Origin of the sequence: Pseudomonas sp. BF-R-01 (assembly GCF_019946615.1) — a bacterium.
In the GTDB taxonomy this organism is placed as follows: Bacteria; Pseudomonadota; Gammaproteobacteria; order Pseudomonadales; family Pseudomonadaceae; genus Aquipseudomonas; species Aquipseudomonas migulae.
Genome location: NZ_JAGYFX010000048.1, coordinates 16,973 through 34,168 on the forward strand (window position 1 = coordinate 16,973; position 17,196 = coordinate 34,168).

Annotated in this window: 25 protein-coding genes and 2 pseudogenes; 22 read left to right on the plus strand and 5 right to left on the minus strand. The window is 50.7% G+C overall.

The window, feature by feature from the left end:
* Positions 1 to 11: 11 nt before the first annotated feature.
* From KGB27_RS18360 to KGB27_RS18445, 18 genes and pseudogenes are all read left to right on the plus strand, one after another.
* Positions 12 to 422, plus strand: coding sequence for a hypothetical protein (locus KGB27_RS18360; RefSeq protein ID WP_223555626.1), 411 nt, complete (start codon positions 12 to 14; stop codon positions 420 to 422).
* A gap of 216 nt (positions 423 to 638) precedes the next feature.
* Positions 639 to 1,199, plus strand: a complete 561-nt coding sequence (locus KGB27_RS18365) for a hypothetical protein (RefSeq protein WP_223555630.1) — start codon at positions 639 to 641, stop codon at positions 1,197 to 1,199.
* Positions 1,200 to 1,426: 227 nt separating this feature from the next.
* A pseudogene (locus KGB27_RS18370) lies at positions 1,427 to 2,278 on the plus strand (hypothetical protein); the annotation flags it as partial.
* A 26-nt stretch (positions 2,279 to 2,304) separates the two neighbouring features.
* Positions 2,305 to 2,481, plus strand: a complete 177-nt coding sequence (locus KGB27_RS18375; RefSeq protein ID WP_223555633.1) for a hypothetical protein — start codon at positions 2,305 to 2,307, stop codon at positions 2,479 to 2,481.
* Positions 2,482 to 2,883, plus strand: a complete 402-nt coding sequence (locus KGB27_RS18380) for a DUF6911 family protein (protein ID WP_192225953.1) — start codon at positions 2,482 to 2,484, stop codon at positions 2,881 to 2,883.
* A gap of 156 nt (positions 2,884 to 3,039) precedes the next feature.
* Positions 3,040 to 3,333, plus strand: coding sequence for a hypothetical protein (locus KGB27_RS18385; protein WP_223555635.1), 294 nt, complete (start codon positions 3,040 to 3,042; stop codon positions 3,331 to 3,333).
* A 250-nt stretch (positions 3,334 to 3,583) separates the two neighbouring features.
* Positions 3,584 to 3,964, plus strand: a complete 381-nt coding sequence (locus KGB27_RS18390; RefSeq protein WP_223555638.1) for a hypothetical protein — start codon at positions 3,584 to 3,586, stop codon at positions 3,962 to 3,964.
* 156 nt (positions 3,965 to 4,120) lie between these two features.
* Entirely contained in the window at positions 4,121 to 4,414 is a 294-nt protein-coding gene (locus KGB27_RS18395; RefSeq protein ID WP_223555643.1) for a hypothetical protein, read from the plus strand.
* A gap of 157 nt (positions 4,415 to 4,571) precedes the next feature.
* Positions 4,572 to 5,042: a hypothetical protein gene (locus KGB27_RS18400; protein ID WP_223555646.1), complete on the plus strand. Its 471-nt coding sequence runs from the start codon at positions 4,572 to 4,574 to the stop codon at positions 5,040 to 5,042.
* Positions 5,043 to 5,327: 285 nt separating this feature from the next.
* Positions 5,328 to 5,564, plus strand: coding sequence for a hypothetical protein (locus KGB27_RS18405; protein ID WP_223555649.1), 237 nt, complete (start codon positions 5,328 to 5,330; stop codon positions 5,562 to 5,564).
* 38 nt (positions 5,565 to 5,602) lie between these two features.
* A complete protein-coding gene (locus tag KGB27_RS31610) occupies positions 5,603 to 5,779 on the plus strand; it encodes a hypothetical protein (protein ID WP_223555681.1) in 177 nt (58 codons plus the stop codon).
* Between the two features lie 5 nt (positions 5,780 to 5,784).
* Positions 5,785 to 6,129, plus strand: a complete 345-nt coding sequence (locus KGB27_RS18415; protein ID WP_223555652.1) for a hypothetical protein — start codon at positions 5,785 to 5,787, stop codon at positions 6,127 to 6,129.
* 1,029 nt (positions 6,130 to 7,158) lie between these two features.
* A complete protein-coding gene (cdiI, locus tag KGB27_RS18420) occupies positions 7,159 to 7,521 on the plus strand; it encodes a ribonuclease toxin immunity protein CdiI (RefSeq protein WP_223555655.1) in 363 nt (120 codons plus the stop codon).
* A 226-nt stretch (positions 7,522 to 7,747) separates the two neighbouring features.
* Complete coding sequence (locus KGB27_RS18425) at positions 7,748 to 8,032, plus strand: hypothetical protein (protein ID WP_223555659.1); 285 nt, start codon at positions 7,748 to 7,750, stop codon at positions 8,030 to 8,032.
* 262 nt (positions 8,033 to 8,294) lie between these two features.
* Positions 8,295 to 8,711 (plus strand): contact-dependent growth inhibition system immunity protein, encoded by a 417-nt coding sequence (locus KGB27_RS18430; RefSeq protein ID WP_223555662.1) that lies wholly within the window; start codon positions 8,295 to 8,297, stop codon positions 8,709 to 8,711.
* 332 nt (positions 8,712 to 9,043) lie between these two features.
* Positions 9,044 to 9,604 (plus strand): hypothetical protein, encoded by a 561-nt coding sequence (locus tag KGB27_RS18435; protein WP_008040977.1) that lies wholly within the window; start codon positions 9,044 to 9,046, stop codon positions 9,602 to 9,604.
* Positions 9,605 to 9,827: 223 nt separating this feature from the next.
* Positions 9,828 to 10,256: an Sbal_3080 family lipoprotein gene (locus KGB27_RS18440; RefSeq protein ID WP_223555665.1), complete on the plus strand. Its 429-nt coding sequence runs from the start codon at positions 9,828 to 9,830 to the stop codon at positions 10,254 to 10,256.
* Positions 10,257 to 10,264: 8 nt separating this feature from the next.
* Positions 10,265 to 10,684, plus strand: coding sequence for a DUF2846 domain-containing protein (locus KGB27_RS18445; RefSeq protein ID WP_223555668.1), 420 nt, complete (start codon positions 10,265 to 10,267; stop codon positions 10,682 to 10,684).
* A gap of 144 nt (positions 10,685 to 10,828) precedes the next feature.
* Here the strand turns inward: KGB27_RS18445 and KGB27_RS18450 are convergent, their stop codons facing one another.
* A complete protein-coding gene (locus KGB27_RS18450) occupies positions 10,829 to 11,563 on the minus strand; it encodes a DUF899 domain-containing protein (protein WP_008040974.1) in 735 nt (244 codons plus the stop codon).
* A 177-nt stretch (positions 11,564 to 11,740) separates the two neighbouring features.
* Between KGB27_RS18450 and KGB27_RS18455 the strand changes: the two genes are divergently transcribed.
* A complete protein-coding gene (locus KGB27_RS18455) occupies positions 11,741 to 12,130 on the plus strand; it encodes a hypothetical protein (RefSeq protein ID WP_008034272.1) in 390 nt (129 codons plus the stop codon).
* Between the two features lie 124 nt (positions 12,131 to 12,254).
* Here KGB27_RS18455 and KGB27_RS18460 read toward each other — a convergent pair whose 3' ends face one another.
* Together KGB27_RS18460 and KGB27_RS18465 are read right to left on the minus strand one after the other, a co-directional pair.
* Complete coding sequence (locus KGB27_RS18460; RefSeq protein WP_223555671.1) at positions 12,255 to 13,124, minus strand: DUF6279 family lipoprotein; 870 nt, start codon at positions 13,122 to 13,124, stop codon at positions 12,255 to 12,257.
* 275 nt (positions 13,125 to 13,399) lie between these two features.
* Positions 13,400 to 13,588 (minus strand): hypothetical protein, encoded by a 189-nt coding sequence (locus KGB27_RS18465; RefSeq protein ID WP_028621608.1) that lies wholly within the window; start codon positions 13,586 to 13,588, stop codon positions 13,400 to 13,402.
* A 351-nt stretch (positions 13,589 to 13,939) separates the two neighbouring features.
* On the opposite strand from KGB27_RS18465, the gene KGB27_RS18470 reads away from it, so the two are divergent.
* The 3 genes from KGB27_RS18470 (at position 13,940) to KGB27_RS31390 (ending at position 16,186) form a co-directional block, all read left to right on the plus strand.
* Entirely contained in the window at positions 13,940 to 14,776 is an 837-nt protein-coding gene (locus KGB27_RS18470; RefSeq protein WP_192225978.1) for a S1 RNA-binding domain-containing protein, read from the plus strand.
* Between the two features lie 165 nt (positions 14,777 to 14,941).
* Entirely contained in the window at positions 14,942 to 15,874 is a 933-nt protein-coding gene (locus KGB27_RS18475) for a DMT family transporter (RefSeq protein ID WP_008040970.1), read from the plus strand.
* A gap of 183 nt (positions 15,875 to 16,057) precedes the next feature.
* A complete protein-coding gene (locus KGB27_RS31390) occupies positions 16,058 to 16,186 on the plus strand; it encodes a PA1414 family protein (protein ID WP_007914492.1) in 129 nt (42 codons plus the stop codon).
* Between the two features lie 93 nt (positions 16,187 to 16,279).
* On the opposite strand, the pseudogene KGB27_RS18480 reads toward KGB27_RS31390, so the two are convergent.
* A pseudogene (locus KGB27_RS18480) lies at positions 16,280 to 16,369 on the minus strand (acyl carrier protein); the annotation flags it as partial.
* A gap of 34 nt (positions 16,370 to 16,403) precedes the next feature.
* Entirely contained in the window at positions 16,404 to 17,129 is a 726-nt protein-coding gene (locus tag KGB27_RS18485) for an MBL fold metallo-hydrolase (RefSeq protein ID WP_008040969.1), read from the minus strand.
* Between the last annotated feature and the right edge of the window lie 67 nt (positions 17,130 to 17,196).

Genomic DNA, 17,196 nt, shown 5'->3' on the forward strand with positions numbered 1-17,196 from the left:
CGGAGGATGATGTGAATAAATTGATACGAAAAGATGAAGATGGTCGCCTGACGGAAATTGATCTTAAAGCACTCCGGAGAGAGGGTGAAGCATTGCTAAGTTATATTCAGCATGCAGATCCTTTGGAAGTGAAAGAGTTTTCGTATCAGTCGAAGTTGCTGCCATTTATTAATAAGATGTTGGTTGGCTCTTTAAAGTTTCCCTGTATGGACGAGCCGTATAATGTATGGTTGATGATGGATGGCTTGGAGCCGGAACTTCCAGAGAAAATTCGAGAGATGTATTTTCGATTTATAAATCGCATTCAAGGAGCGCCACATCTTTCTAGTGCTTCGGTCATAAAATATGGTCACTACGTATCTGGAGCATGCGAAGAAATAAGAGACGGTGATCGATATGAGTGGGTGGAGTTTGAAGATTAAGTTGGTGATGAAAAGACGTATTGCTTCTGTAGTAAAGGGAGAGAAGGTTGTTTGTGTATGGGGAAGGTGCGGCAAGTTTGTTTTCTTGGTTTGTGATCCCGGAAAATAAAGTTGTCTCAAAGAAACTTTTTTGGAGACGATTTAAGTATCTATGATTCACCACTTTTTGCCGGTGTTTTTGTTAGTTCGTACACCCGCCAATGAGGATATTCATACGTGAAGATAACCACGCTGCTAATACTGGCCCTGATTTTCACTTTAGCAGGCTGCCATTCCAACCTCAGGGACTCTTCCCCCAGCCTGCTAAAAGACGGCATCCAGTTACGCCAAAATACGGTAGCGGTCGATGCCCAGCACGCCAAGGTCATCATGAAAGCTTCGGGTAACACCTATCCGGTACAGTTTTCAGTCAAGCGTGCCGCAGATCCTGACCAGCGAATGGAGCTGCTTGGAACCGTGGTGGATTCGGGCCAGGGCAAGGTGTTCGGATGGATCGCCAAACTCAACGAAGTCGCCAACAGCGCCACGGTTAAACGCTTCCCTCAGTTGGAAGCACAGGCCGATGCCGATCAGGGGTTTCAGGTGTCGGGATATTCGAATGGCACGGGTTCCGGGGGAACCTATAGCTGCGGTCCTCTGAAAAGCGCCTTTATCCCGGAAAGAAGCAAGGTTTATCTGGTGGAGTTCCAGTTCATTGGGTCGCGTTGTGAACAGCATGTTTACGATGTCACCCAGCCTGATCAACGTATTCCCGTGACGAGCGTACCTGCGGTGTGAAAGGGATTTAGCTATTGTTCACACTATGAAGCGTGCGACCTAAAGGTTCGCCCGTTTTTATTCATCCCACAGCCTTCGTCGGCATCGACCCGACCTCGCTCCCGAGTTTCCGCCTGCCTCAAGGCAGTTACGGCCTGTTCACCCAGAGCCGCAACCCGGCCAACAAATACCTGATCGAAACCAACCCCTCGTTCGTCGACCTCTCGAAGTTCATGAGCTCGGACTACTTGATCGGCAAGCTGGGCTACGACCCCGACCAGGCCGCGCGCCGACTGGGCGACGGCCGCTACGAAACCCGACTGATTGCCGACGCCGTGCGCGCCCAGACCGGCCAGCGCTTCCTCGCCGATGGCCTGAGCAGCGACTACGAGCAATTCCAGTACCTGATGGACAACGCCATCAGCAGCAAAAACGCCCTGAACCTGAGCGTCGGCGTCATGCTGACCTCGCAGCAGGTGGCAGCCCTGACCCACGACATCGTCTGGATGGAAGAACGGGTCATCAACGGCGAAACCGTGCTGGTGCCGGTGCTGTACCTGGCCAAAGTCGACTCGCGAAATCTGCGCGGCGGCAGCCTGATTCAAGGGCGCAACGTAGAGATAATCACCGGCGGCGATCTGAAAAACGTCGGGACATTGCGCGCCAGTGAAGACCTCAGCGCCTTGAGCGGCGGCAGCATCTTGCAGGGCGGCCTGGCACAGGCCAACGCCAACCTGACCCTGCTGGCGCAAGACAGCATCCGCAACGCCATGGCCGGGGAAATCCGCGCCGACAAGGTCAACCTCACCAGCCTCAAAGGCGACATCGTCAACGACCGCACCGCCACGACATTCAACATCGGCGCCGGCAGCGCCACGCAACTCGATGCCGGCAGCAGCATCAGCGCCGGTTCAAAACTGACGATCAACGCCGCGAACAACCTGACCAGCAAAGGCCGGATCAGCAGCGGCGGCGATGCCACGTTGACCGCCGGCAACGACATCAACCTGCTCGCAGTGGAAGACCGCACCGTCACCCGCGACGCCCTGCGTCGCGGCCTGCGCACCGAAGAAACCCTCACCCAGTTGGGCTCCAGCGTAGCTCTGGTAAAACTGCCGGAGCGGACATGTCTATGACAGTCGCAGGGAAAGATGTATGCGGATTCTGCAAAGGTGACATAGCCGCTGCCGCAGAAAAGGCTGAGTTGAAATCTTTAACCGTAAGAGCTATAGATGATAAAACAGGACTTCCGAAAAACTATTACTGGGAGTCAGGTATGAAGTCTATTAAGGAGAAAAAATAGATGATCATCGGAGGGTATACCCTTAGTCCTGAGCATGGCAGATCGCAAATCCCTCTCATTGATCAGCCGACCATGGAAGATGTAAGGTCCATTATATGTGAATATAGTAAAGTCGACGGCGTCGCTTCGTTGTCTATTTCCCCGGCACCTGAAGCCGGACCTTACGAAATCAATCTTTATGCTGATTCTGGAAATTATATTCTGATGCTGAACCAATACCTTGATGATGGTGAGCATGTTGTGCGTACTCTTAATAATACGTCGGCTGGAGCAAAATTGGTTGATGTTCTGGGCGATTACTATCCGGCGAGTTTCGTCACAAGAAATATAGATATCGTTATTTCTTGTTTTCAAGAATTTTTGAGGTCCGGTGATGTAAGCTTTGCAGTGTTGAATGCTTAAAGTAAAAAAGAATGTAGGGTGGGGGTAACAGGGACAGACCACATTTCCTGTATAGAAAACGTGGTTTTGCCAATGGAATGTCAAAAGACAATGCTGCTTTGAATACCTGGATAGGCCAAATATCCCAGATATACGGATGCACGAAGGTCGAAAAAATTGACACCATTGGTTAAATTACCTATGTCACTTTCGGAAAATAGATATGTGTTAGCGCAAATACTGGATGGGAAGTCGCCAAGCATCGTGTTGAATATGATGCTGGAGGTCGATCATGATTTAGATAAATACGCTTTAGCAGATATCTTTTTGGAAGAGTTTGATCGTCTGGATAGCAGAATTCTTCCTGTAATATGGAAGTGGAAGAGTGCAAAATCTATTAGAGGTATATCGGATCATCAATTTGATGAAGCGGTGCTGTTGCTGATGAGGTCTGCAGGTTACATGGTGTGAATAATAAGGGGGCTTAGGTTTTTCCTAAAATTCATTGTTGTAAAAGCAATAGGCGTCGTTGACGGAGAAAACGGGGGCAGACCACGTTTTTTGCAAGCCAGTAATGTTGTGGTAAATCTCGCTGACTCTCCATTGACTTTTGATCAGATAGAGAGAGCGCTGAGTTCGAATCCTGTGGAAGGTTTGAAAAAGCTTTATTTGATGAAGTGTGGGGGGTTAGAGTGATAGAGATTAAAAAATGACAATTACAATGAGTCTTGAAGTTGAGGTGGGCATATGTTTCGAAGAGATTGTTTCAGTGCTCTCTAAAATGGGGGCTGAGTACGAAATTGAAGATGGTTGTTTAATCGGTAATTTTAAGAGCTCAAATATATATTTTGTATTTCGCTGTTTCGGTGCTCCTGAAGATGTTGCGGCTGAAGGAGCTGATGTTAGTTGGAGAGCCGGTTTGAGCGGGGCGTTTCACTGCCCTATTAGTTATTTGTTGGAGAGCTCTGCTGATATCAAGTCATTTCTCACTATTTTATCAGCCGAAACGAACTTTAGATTTGCTCTATCCTTTCAGTATGAAGTTTTGTATGCAATTCGAGATAAGTCCGGTGTTAGGTTTCTGAAGAGTATGGTGGGTTAGCTGCTGGGGTAACAGGGACAGACCACATTTCCTGTATAGAAAACGTGGTCCGTCCCCATTTTCCCTTTGCCAATGGAATGTCAAAAGACAATGCTGCTTTGAATACCTGGACAGGCCAAATATCCCAGATATACGGATGCACGAAGGTCGAAAAAATTGACACCATTGGTTAAATTACCTATGTCACTTTCGGGAAATAGATATGTGTTAGCGCAAATACTGGATGGGAAGTCGCCAAGCATCGTGTTGAATATGATGCTGGAGGTCGATCATGATTTAGATAAATACGCTTTAGCAGATATCTTTTTGGAAGAGTTTGATCGTCTGGATAGCAGAATTCTTCCTGTAATATGGAAGTGGAAGAGTGTCAAATCTATTAGAGGTATATCGGATCAACAATTTGATGAAACGGTACTGTTGCTGATGAGGTCTGCGGGTTACATGGTGTAAATAATAAAGGGGCTTAGGTTTTTCCTGAAATTCATTGTTGTAAAAGCAACAGGCGTCGTTGACGGAGAAAACGGGGGGCAGACCACATTTTCTACCCGTCTCGGGTGGAGTTTGGTTGCAAATTACTGAGGGGCTCTAAAAGCCAAGGTTGTGCATCATGAGTGAAGTTATTTATCCTCGTCGTAAAGTTTTCCTGGCTTTTTTTCTTTGTCCGCTAATACTTGGATTCATTGCTGGAATTATCAGAGCAGTAACAGTGCTCACCGAGTTGGTGAGTAATCCAAAATTGCTGGGTTCGGTGAGGGGGGCTGAATTGCTGTTGATGCCGTTTTTGACCCCGCTTCTCATACAGTTGGCTTTCTTCCTGCCGTTTCTGGGTTACGCATTGGTGATTGTATTAATTAAAGTCAAGAAGAGACTTCGTAATTGCATGGTTGTTTCCTTTTTTGGAAGTTGTGTAGCCGCGTCGTGGGTGTTTTTGTTTATTTCAAATGTGGTGCAAAACATCAAGGGGGCTCAGTATTCGGACTATGTTATTGAATTACTGATGCTGTTCGCCGCATCAATGGCTACCTGTTGGTTAACGGCCCATTTCTTTTTACCTGAGGGAAGTCAGGTTGAAGGTTAGAGGGGCTAACGGGGGCAGACCACATTTCCTGTATAGAAAACGTGGTCTGTCCCCATTTTTCTATAATGCGTGATGGAAGTGTAGGGCGTTTTGATCCGGATGCAGGTATCGCTGACGCATGGTCTAGATTCCAAAAAGGAACCTACAAGGCAGAAGACGTCCAGTTGTTTAAGCATGAGTATTTTGAAGCTAGATTTGAAGGCATTTTTAAAGTTGACTATGGTGTTTCGCATGACAAAACACAGGTTCGGTACCCGAGTCCACTAGGGAGCTGAGAGAGGTTATATGGCATTTTATATTGAAATGGATAAAGTTGCAGAAACTGAAGAGTATGTTGAATACACGTTCGGTAGGGGTCTTGAGATTGGAGTAATCCGGCTTGGGAAGAAGGATGGAACTATTCATGTGTTGAAAGAGTGCCCTCTCGATATGGAAGGAGAATGGTCTCAAAGAGCTGCTATGAAGCTAATTCGTCTTATGAGAAGTGGTGATTTTCCCGAGAGAACTCAGTGGGCTTCTTGACGAAAGAAGGGATAACGGGGACAGACCACATTTCCTGTATGGAAAACGTGGTCTGTCCCCATTTTCCCCGTTTTCCCCATTTTCCCCATTTGGATAAGGCGGATATCGTTCCAATTGATTATAGGAATCTTACACCCGGAAATCAGGGTATGGTTAACGGCTGGATAAAATTGCTAACCTCGGAACAGCAAGATAAAATATTAATTCTGCGGTGAAAATTATGGGAATGTATATATCGATAAATGACAAGTCGGGTTGGGGGGCGTCAGGTGGTGTTTTTGATTGTATTGTTGAAGGCGCAAGGAAGTTTTTCACTAAAAACCAAGAAAGCTGTATGAGAACAATATACGAAGCGCTAGATGAGCAGGCACAGAGCTTTATCATTTTAGATAAGGTCTCAGGTGAGTGTTTCAATCTGTTCTATCGCCATTGCAAAACAGCAATGGATGGTTTTCCTGAGAGTGAGCGAGGGAAGTTAGTTCCAGAGAGTCACATTCCAGGGGTGTTATGGAACTGGTCTGAGGTTTTACGGCTTATGCGAGAATACTCTCGCTATGAAGAGTAAGCAGGCTTTGGTGTAAAAGGTATTTCTCCAGTTGTAACTGCTGAGGGAAAGATTATAAGAAGGAGACAGATCACATTTTCTGAGGCGTATTTTTATTAGCCGAAATGATGAGGTATAGAGAGGGGTTTTATTTTTATTGGTTTGGCTAAGCTTTCGATTTTATTTGTATGAAAGTACTCACCATATGCCTCGCAGAGCACGTATCCTGATGCCGGGAGACCGAACAAGCATTTAGTTTTTTAGATGAAAAACGTGGTCTGACCCCATTTTTCCCAGGAGAGGTACAACCCCGCGACTGGGAAACTGGAAGAATCTGTGATCGAGTACGACCAGTATGGCCGGCAGGTTAAAAGAACGGATTACACTAATCACGGATATGGGGACCAAGGAAAGCCTGCGGAATATCATTCCGACCCGCACACGCATACCTATGAATATGGTCCAGGCTACGGCTCCAATGGGAAAGAGACGAGGGTCAATAATGATTAGTCTTCCAGAATTGAATGAATTGCTTGTTGCTCACAACTGCTTGCATGCAATTAGTATTCAGTTGAATGAGGATGGGATGGCTTATGATTTATCTCTATCGATTTCGGCCTCTGAAAAGGTAGGGGCTGATGTCGTGCGTATCAGATATCATTGATATTAGCCAATTTACTTCCCGTGATTTTGGCGGCGGATTAACTCAGCTGATGCATATGAACGTTAATAAGCTGGATTCTGGCTTTGATAGGATACGTTATCAATTTAGTGATCTTGAAGATGGAAAATTATCGTTTTATTTTTCATCGTTCTCGGTTGCTTAAGTGGTGCAAAAGAAATTGGAGCGATTACCACCAGAACAACAAAGAACACCACTTGGTGGTAACGGGGACAGACCACGTTTTCTTTATAGAAAACGTGGTCTGTCCCCATTTTTCCTTCAGGGTCGATAGTACGATGCTACAATCGGGGGGCTTTCAGGGTGTATTTAGATAAGGCTGCTGGGGCTGTGAGCAACTTCCACCCTAAATAAGGTAGTGTGTTTATATGAGAGAGTTGTTCGGTCAGCCATATAATGAGTCAGACCCTTATTGGGTTGTTAAAGGGTATTTCGACAGAATGTATGATGGTGGTTATTTCATTGAGGCGGTTGGCTATATTGTGAAAAGATGGGGGTTCAGTACGGATGGTGCGTACTGTAACTTTCCTGATGAAAATAGCCCGTTCGATGAAGAACACTTCGAAGGGGTTGAGTTTGCTTATGGCTATCCCCCTAGGGATGAAGACACAGTTGTTGTGAACGAAACGGTTTGCTCTAGATATATTCGGTTAGCTTGCGAAAAATATCTTCAATGTCATCCTGAAGATACCGCGAAAGTAAAAGAGCTTTTGAATAGCCTCGCTTTCTAATTCTGCATGAAAATATCCCCGGCACTGCCGGGGATTTTCATAAGTTTTACTCCGACGCAATCACCAAACACTCTTTCATAGATAACGGGGACAGACAACTTTTTTTGTGATGCTATGGAAAATTGGGATAGACCATATTTTCTAAAGCATATGTTGATTGGCCGAAATGATAGGGGGAACGTGGTCTGGCCCCTTTTTTTCTATAATGGTTTAGGGATGTAGACGTATGAATATTTCTGAGTCGTGCTCTGAGTCAAATCGGTTCATGTTTTTTGAGGATTATGAGGAGGAGCGGTTTGAAGAGTTTGTTGATGTTGTACTTAGAGCTTTAAAATCTAAAGTGGAAAGTCGTGAGTTTGGCCCGTATTCAGTGTTGGTTGTTGTTTGTTATGTGGGGCATAAGTTGATTTTGACGAGCGGGTCGTTTGAAGGATGTTTCATTTCCATGGAGAAAAATGTGGATGGGGGAGTGGTAAAGAAAATAACTGAGGCTTTTAAAGTCACAGGTTAGGTAAAAAGCCAACAGAAACAGCAACTGCTTAGTATTGCTTATGAATCAAGGTTTATTATCTAAAGAGGTTTTTAATGGGGGCTATGGTGGTGCGTGTTTAGGAGTATTTAGTCAGCGGTCGATCACGTTATATCTGGACGGTAAGCCCAGATAGTATGCCCGGGGAGATCGAGAAAACATTAAATTTTTTAGGTGGAAAACGTGGTCTGTTCCCATTTTCTCCGATTAAACTAATTGAAGATGTAATTTCTGGGGTGGGTATATGAAAAAGACATTTCGGTCAGTAGCGAAAGAAAATAATAGCTCGTGGCAACCCGAGGCTGAAATGTCATCCTTGACTCAATGGTATCTTTCTATTCGCGATATACCTCTTGAAGATCTTCAGGTGGAGGACCTATGTCGTGCAGTGAGGCAAGAATTATTTATGTCTGACTTATTGCCAATAGTGGTTTCTACTCTAGAGCAAGATTTGCTGTCGGGCTTCATAGATGATGCTGAGTTGCTTGGGGCGGTATCGAGGCTATCGCCACATTATTGGAGTGGGAATATTATTCTCGCCAAAAAAATGATGTCTCTATTGTTAGAGGGTGAAGATGATTTGGCGGTGGATCCTAATGCGGTTAAATCTGCAAGTGTCCTTAAGGATAAGTTGCTGGATATTATTAATTTGTGGGGGTGACGGGGGCGGATTACGTTGTCTGAGGCATATTTTGATTGGTCGAAATGATAGGAAATATAAAGGAGTTATATTTTTCTTGGGTTGATTAAGCATTCGGTTTGACTTGTATGAAAGGACTCGCTGTATGCCTCGCAAAGCACGTATATTGATGTCGGGAGACCGAGTAAACTCTCAGTTTTTAGGTGGAAAACGTGGTCTCGCCTCAATTTTCTCCCATTTTTCCCCGCAAAATCTCCCCGCCACGTTCAGTGGTTCAGCGTTTAGAACGTGCCGCTTGGTGTAAGCCCTCTTATCAGTCAAAAGATACGCGTTTATAAGGAAATCTATACGTCGTGAAGAAAATCACACTGCTACCACTGACCCTGGCTGTCGCATTGACCGGCTGCCATTCCAACGTCAGGGACTCTTCCCCCAGCCTGCTGAAAGACGGCATTCAACTGCGCCAGAACACGGTGACCGTAGATGCCCAGCACGCCAAGGTCATCATGAAAGCTACAGGCAGCACCCATCCTGTACAGTTTTCAGTCAAGCGTGCCGCCGATCCTGACCAGCGAATGGAGTTGCTTGGAACTGTAGTGGATTCGGGCCAGGGCAAGGTGTTCGGCTGGATAGCCAAACTCAACGAAGTGGCCAACAGTGCCACGGTTAAACGCTTCCCGCAGTTGGAAGCACAGGCCGATGCCGATAAGGCGTTTCAGGTGTCGGGATATTCGAATAGCAGGGTGGCAAGCGGCTTGTATAGTTGCGGTCCGCTGCAAAGTTCCTTCATCCCGGAAAGAGCCAAGGTTTACCTGGTTGAGTTCCAGTTTATTGGCACCGATTGCGAACAGCATGTTTACGATGTCACCCAGCCTGATCAGCGTATTCCCGTGGCGAGCGTACCTGCGGTGTGAAAGTGGTTCATCTATTGCTCACGCGATAAAAAACGGGCGACCCAAAAGGTCGCCCGTTTTCATTGGCTGCGCAATTTTTGCTGAGAACAGTGCCGTTCTCGTGGGGCCTAAACGCGAGCTTCTTGCGATCTGCTCCGCGTCAAACGACGTAAATTGACCCCGAAATTCTGCTGATCTAGTATGAGCCATTATTGCGCCATTATTCTGGATTCAGGGACCGAATATGCTGTCCAGAGCCATCACGGCAAGCCTTCTACTGGTATTGGCCGGTTGTACCAACATCAAAGTCGACCCGGTCGCTCCTCAATACAAAATCTCCCGACTCTGCATCGAAGAAAACCCGAAAGTGGTGGTGGGCGATTTCGTCGATGGCCTGCAGACGCTGTTGCGCAAGCACAACATCGACAGTCGGCTTTACGCCACTCCCATTCCGAGCAGCTGTGAGTATCGTCTGACTTATACCGCTATTCGTTCCTGGGACTTTTCCCCGTACTTGTCCGATGCCAATGTCCGGCTCTTCAAGGGCGATCAGCAGATCGGTTTCGGGCAATACCACCTGACGGGCGAGGGCGGTTTTGATCCGTCCAAAGTGGCGTCGGTCGAGGAAAAGATGGGGCCGGTGATCAACCAGTTACTGGGGCAAAACAAATGAGCGCAGCAATGAAAAGTATTCCGGCGTTGTTGCTCATGCTGTTGTTGGCCGGCTGCGGTCACACTAGCTCCAGCCAGCCTTATTTCGAGCCACCGGCGCCACCTCAGGGCAAGGCGTTGGTTTACATGATGCGGACCCAGGTCATTCAAGGCAGCTTTTATGACAGCGTGTTCAGCATCAATGACAGTGCGGTGGTGGGGCTTAATGACAAGACCTATTCCTGGGTGTTCGTGAGTCCGGGCCTGCACAAGGTATCGGCCGGGCCGCGTCCGTATCCCCGGAACGTATTTCTGACCCTCTCGGTCGAGCCAGGTAAAGAGTACTTCGTTGAATACACGCAGGAGTACGCGGCGGAGATGGTGCGGGTGCGGGATGCCAAGGACGGGAAAGCCATGGTGAAGGGGTATTCGTATATACCGGTGAAGTAGCCGATAGCGGTGTGTCAGTTGCATCGGCGTTGATTGTAAGTGAGTCATCGCGAGCAAGCTTGCTCCTACAGGAATTGCGGTGTTCACGGACATTGTGTTCGGCCCTGACCGCTGAGGGAGCAAGCTGGTTCGCGAAGGTGTGGTCTACCCCCCATGGCAGCAGCTCGAATTCACCTTGTCTTCATACCTGTCGTGATGCCGTACCCATTCCATGATCTGCTCTTCGTTGCGCCCCTTGGGCGTCAGGTCGAGGTAGTTATAGGCGCCGACCAGCATGTCCAGGCCACGGGCATAAGTTGAATAGGTGTGAAAAATCTCGCCTGCTTCGTTGCGATAAAACACGCTGAGGCCTGGGAGTTCTTCTTCGGCGCCGTCAGTTTTTTCGTAGTTGTAGGTGGCTTTTCCAGCAGCAACATCTTCGGCTCGGGCGGAGACGCCAAAGTCATAGTTAAAGTCGCAGCCTTCTGACGACACCCAGTCGAATTTCCATCCCATGCGTCGCTTGAACGCCTGGAATTCGGCGAAGGGTGCGTGGGAAACCGCCACCACCGCCACGTCGTGGTGCGCCAGGTGCTGGTTGGCGCCGTCGATGTGGTCGGACAGGAATGAGCAACCGGGGCAGCCTTCGTCCCAGCCGTCGGCAAACATGAAGTGGTAGATGACCAGTTGGCTGCGACCACCGAACAGGTCGGCCAGCTTCAATTCACCATTGGGGCCCTGGAAGTGATAGTCCTTGTCGATTTTCACCCAGGGCAGGGCGCGGCGTTCGGCACTGAGTTTGTCCCGTTCCCGGGTGAAGGCTTTTTCGTGGGCCAGGTGTTGTTTGCGGGCGGCGAGCCATTCTTCTCGCGACACGACAGGATGGTTCTGAACGTTCATCGGGTTTTCTCCTGCGCAATGCTGGGCGGTGACTGACACAACCTTGTCGTTTGACCTATGCCAAATTCGACATACCGCCGGTCAGCGTCGTTAAAGAACTGCGCTGAACGGCGGCGAGCGCTGTCGGTCACAAGCTATGAAGGCCATCACACTCACAGGTTTTGGAGGTTGGACAGGATGACGACTTATAACTGGGATTTGATTGAACGCCTGCTGCACGAAGTGCAGAACGCAGCACCCAGCTTCACGCCACGGCCCTATGCCGAGCAGTACGCGGCGGAGAAAGCCACGGAGGGCGAAGAGACTGAAAACCTGGATCACCTGAAAGCGGTGGCCGGCGAGTATGAAAAGTTACTGTTGGCGCGTGGCTACATCGAGCCTAGGCCTGAAGAGCAGGGTGGAACCGGTTCGAATTACAGGCTGACGATGCGGGGTTCAAGGTTGTTGAGCCTGATCGACAGCAGCATTCCGGGCAATGATCATCCGCGGCAGGTGCTGGATGAGCAGGACGATGCGCTGGATGAGGTGACGTTTGATGAGGTGGCGTCCCACGCGCAAATTGCCTGAAGACCCCATATCCCTTGTAGGAGCTGGCTTGCCAGCGATTGCGGTCTTTCAGCCAGCATGGATGTTGGATGTAACGGCCTCATCGCTGGCAAGCCAGCTCCTACAGGGGGTTGTGGTGGGGGGACTATCCTTGCTTCGCTGCTTTCAGGCACTTCAAGTCGTTGAAGTCTTTGCGCACCCCTTCGATTTTTTTCAGCAGCCGCTGGCGTTGAGCCGGCGTGCTTTCGGCCATCAAATCCACAAACAGACTTCGTGCCTGTGCTTCGGTGTTGGCGTAGGCCTTGCGGTAATCGGCTGTCCATAAGCTCTCGCGATTCACCAGAAGCGTCTCGATGCGCTGTGGGAATCCAGGACTCTGACGCTGCGCAACCGCCGCGCTGAACTGTTTCTGCCAATGCACGCGGTTGGCAATCCATTGCGTGTTCTGGTCGCCCAACGCATTTGACCAGGCTACTACCCGTTGTTGCTGGGTCGGGATCAGCGGTCCGATCCAGCCATCCAGACGTTTTTCCATGCGCTCGCTACGTTCCTTGATCTGCTGAACGAGCGACGGTTTCACGTAGTCCTGCTGGCGTTTGCGCTGGTCCTTGGCAAAGGCTTCGTTCATTTCCGCGACTTGTTTGTCGTCCAGCCCCTGCAACAGCTCGATGGCCGACGGGGTGATTTCCCGGGCGGTCTGGCCGATGGCTTGTTTGGCTTCCTGGGTGCGGGTTTGCAGCGCGGCGTCGGTGACCTGATTGGTTTCGACCATCACCTGCAAACGGTCCAGCCAGTCGAGATAGCCTGGCAGTTGCGTGGAGCAGTGCCAGCTCAGGTGTTCCTTGAGGCGCTCGTTGAACCAGCCTTTCTGCTCGCCGTTCATGTCCAGGTAATCGCTGAGCGTCCACGGGATGATCACGTCGAGGTTGCGATAGGCCAGGCCCATGCGGCTGCAGGCACCGAGGGCAAGACTGAGGGTGATGACGACGGCGAGACACTTCAACCAGCGCGACATGGGCGAGTCCTTGCGAAAGCGTAGGTTCTCATGTGATCGCAGGATGAGCCTGCCAGTTCAGCCAATCAATAAAACGCGCGTTCAGCCTTGAGGGTGACCAGGCCATCGCACTGACGGTTGTGCCCGGAATAGGCGGAGCTACCGGCGAATGCTCGGCATCGAGGGCCGTTCGTCGATTTTTGAAATATTGATGGGGTTTGGCGGGGTGTTGCGGGGAGGGTTCCAGTCCAAGCGCTTCGAAGCTCAAAGCGCTTAGGGACCAGGTAACGCGGGTGTTATTTTTTGCCCAAGGTAATCTGCTTGGACGGGCCGAACGTCTGGCCGCTGACGCCTTTGGCAATTTGCTGGATCTCGCCGCCGGATTTGAGGAACGCAGCAATCTGATTGTTGATCGATTCGCTGGTTTCAACGGCTGGAGCTGGCTTTGCTTTGCTGGTGGATGCTTTTACGCGCATGGCGGCCATTAACCTGTAGAAAATTAACTTGGCCACGCATCGTACAGGAAATACTTGACAATTGCTTGGCAAATATCCCCCTGAAATACACATCACAAAAGCGCTATTAATCGCAAGTTATTATTCGAGTTATGTCCCTAAGCTGCTGTTTTAAATAAGAACATCGGTAGGGAAGAATGGATTTTTACCTGGCTGGAAGGGCGATGAATCGACAGGTCGGCCTGACGAGCGGCCAGACCCGCCTGTCAAACCCCAGGAAAATTAAGGCCCCCAGAGGATTTTCTCGCGCCACCGGGCCGGGCGCCGAACGCGGCCTGCAAAAACGGGTAGAATGCCGCCCACGCAATGAGGGTATTGGAAATGGCTTTAGTCGGGCGTTACAACAGTTTGCAAGTGGTTAAACACACTAACTTCGGTTTATATCTGGACGGTGGTGCGGACGGCGAAATCCTTCTGCCTAATCGTTATATTCCCAAAGATATTCCCAGCGAAGATGAAGACTGGCTCAACGTTTTTGTTTATTTGGACAGCGATGACAAACTCATCGCAACTACCGAAAAGCCGAAAGTTCAGGTCGGTGAATTCGCCAGTTTGAAAGTCGTTGAAGTCAACAGCATCGGCGTCTTCCTGGATTGGGGCTTGCCGAAGGATCTGTTGCTGCCGTTTTCCGAAGAAAAGCGTCAGATGACCGCGGGCGAGTACGTCGTGGTGCACGTCTACCTCGACAAGCACACCCGTCGTATCACCGCGACCGCGCGTCTGGACCGTTACCTGGACAAGACCCCGGCCAACTACACCCCTGGCCAGGAAGTTGATCTGCTGGTTGCCGAAGCCACCGATATGGGCTTCAAGGCAATCATCAACAACAAGCACTGGGGCTTGATCCACAAGAACGAAATCTTCAAGTTCATGCGCGCCGGTAAAGAAGAGAAGGGCTTCATCAAAGAAGTCCGTGCCGACGGCAAGATCAGCCTGAGCCTGCAACCGGTGGGCGAAGAAGCCGCCACCAGCCTGAACTCGAAGATCCTCGCCAAGTTGCGCGACAACAACGGCGCGCTGCCGGTGAGCGACAAGAGCGATCCGGCGGTGATCACCAGCATGTTCGGTGTCAGCAAGGGCAACTTCAAGAAGGCCATCGGCGCGTTGTACAAGAATGGCCAGATCGTCATTCATGCCGATCGCATTGAACTGAAGTGACGTCGCGCAAGATGGCGTCCGTGGTGACTTGAAGGTCTCCCACAGGCTACTTTTTCTGGCCATCTGGTTAATAATCGACAGCATAATTATTTGCCCCGACCTTGAGTCGGGGCTTTGCTTTCTACTGCGAGTCACTGCCATGGATTGTATTGTCGAGGTGTTCCGGTGAGCGCCACCCGGCGTAGCGCCGATGGGTTTGCCCTGCAAGTGATGGTCGGGTTGTGCCTGATCTGGGGCGTACAGCAAGTCATGATCAAGTGGGCGGCGCCGGACATCGCGCCAGTCATGCAGGCGGCCGGTCGGTCAGGCATTTCTGCGTTGCTTGTAGGATTGCTGATTTGCTGGAAGGGCGGTTGGGATCAGGTCAGCCATACGTGGCGCGGCGGACTACTGGCCGGCGCGCTGTTTGGACTGGAATTTTTCTTCATTTCCGAAGGCTTGCAGCTGACCACGGCCGCACACATGTCGGTGTTCCTTTACACGGCGCCGATCTTCACCGCGTTGGGCGTGCACTGGCTGTTGCCGAGTGAGCGTTTAAGACCGGTGCAATGGTTGGGGATTTTTCTGGCGTTTGTCGGGATTGCCATCGCGTTTGCCGGTGGGGTGTCCTGGGACAACCTCGATCACCGCATGTTGATGGGCGATGCACTGGGCGTATTGGCCGGTGCCTCCTGGGGGGCGACCACGGTCGTGGTGCGGGCCTCGCGCCTGTCGGAAGCCCCAGTGACGCTCACGTTGTTCTATCAGTTGATTGTCGGTTTCGTCGGCCTGCTGCTGATCGCGATGCTGAGTGGCCAGGTTACCCACGTCAGTCTGACCACCGTGGCCGTGGCCAGCGTGTTGTTCCAGGGGCTGGTGGTCTCGTTTTTCAGCTACCTGACGTGGTTCTGGCTGTTGCGCCGGTATCTGGCGGCGAACCTCGCGGTGTTTTCGTTCATGACGCCGTTGTTCGGCGTCACGTTCGGTGTGGTGTTGCTGGGTGAGGCGCTGAGTCTCAACTTTGTCATCGGTGCCGTGCTGGTGCTGCTCGGCATTACGTTTGTCAGCGCTGAGCAGTGGGTGCGCCGTCGTTTGCGCAAAGCCCTTGGCCAGCAGTGACCGGTCAACCCAGGGTGTCGATTCAGGCCCAGGCGATTGCCTGAGCTAATGGTCAGGTATTTTGATCAATTCAGTAACAGATCATTGCGGATTTTGCCGAGCATTTCGTAGGACTTCGGACTATTATCAGTGCGAAGGGGCTACAGAATTTCAGCCGCTCGGCACTACCCTGAAGGGGGCACCATGAAAGAGAAAATTCAAAACTGGCTGCATGACCTGGGTGTCGCACTCGGTTTGATCGAACCGCCTCTGCAACCTGTGCCTATTCGCACTGACGATGAACAGCGTCGACGCCAGCAGCGTCGTCGGTAACGTCAAGGTCTGGAACACCGCAGCCGTGTTGTAGCAGCTGTCGACGGCTGCATTCGGCTGCGTAGCAGGTGTAAATTCAAAAATCGGGCGAAATCAGTACCGCCCGATCTCCATCAAAAACCGACTCAGATCATTCGCCGTCCTGGCGATTTTGAGCATCCGCTCTTCTTCGGCGCTAAATGCCTGTTGTTTTCCCTGGTGTCGAGTACAGCAGGCTTCAGCCATGCGAGCGCTGCCACTCATCAATCATCGTGCGCAGATGTTCCCCGGAAAAACTGCCGAAATGCCCGCCATGCACGGTGCGGATCGGCAACTCACGCAAGCGCTGCAGACTGCGCGCGTAGTCGTCGAGGTTGGAATGGTAAGCGTCTTCGATCAGCGGCCCGTCGTAGATGATGTCGCCGCTGAACAGGGTTTCGGTCGCTGCTTCATACAGGCTGATGCCGCCCGGTGAGTGTCCCGGCGTGTGTAGCACCTGCAACACGCGATTGCCCAGATCCAGCACGTCACCTTCCTCGATCATTCCCGTGGCCGGCGCGGCTTTGACCCGGTACTCGGCGTAGCACAGCGGGCAATCAGGATGCGCCTCGAACATATCGTCGCCGACAAATGCCCGGCTCAAATCGTTTTCGCCGTCAGGTGCCGCCAGGATGTCGGCCTCGGCCGGATGCACCAGGCGTTCGGCAAATTCGTGATGGCCGGCGATGTGGTCGAAATGGCAATGACTGGCCACCGCCACCAATGGCCGTTCGGTAATCCACGGCAGTTGCTCGCGCAGGCTCACCAAACCGGAGCCGCTGTCCAGCAGCAGGTCCTTGTCACGGCCCTGAATGTGCCAGAGGTTGCAGCGGTAGAAGGGACGGATGTAAGGCTCGTGAATCAGACGGATGCCGTCGCTGAGTTGCTTGACCTCGAACCACTGATCGCGAGAAACAATCTTCATCAAAGGTTTTCTCCAGACGAAAAAAAACGGGTGTGGCAACCGACGCCACACCCGTCGAAGAAAGCAT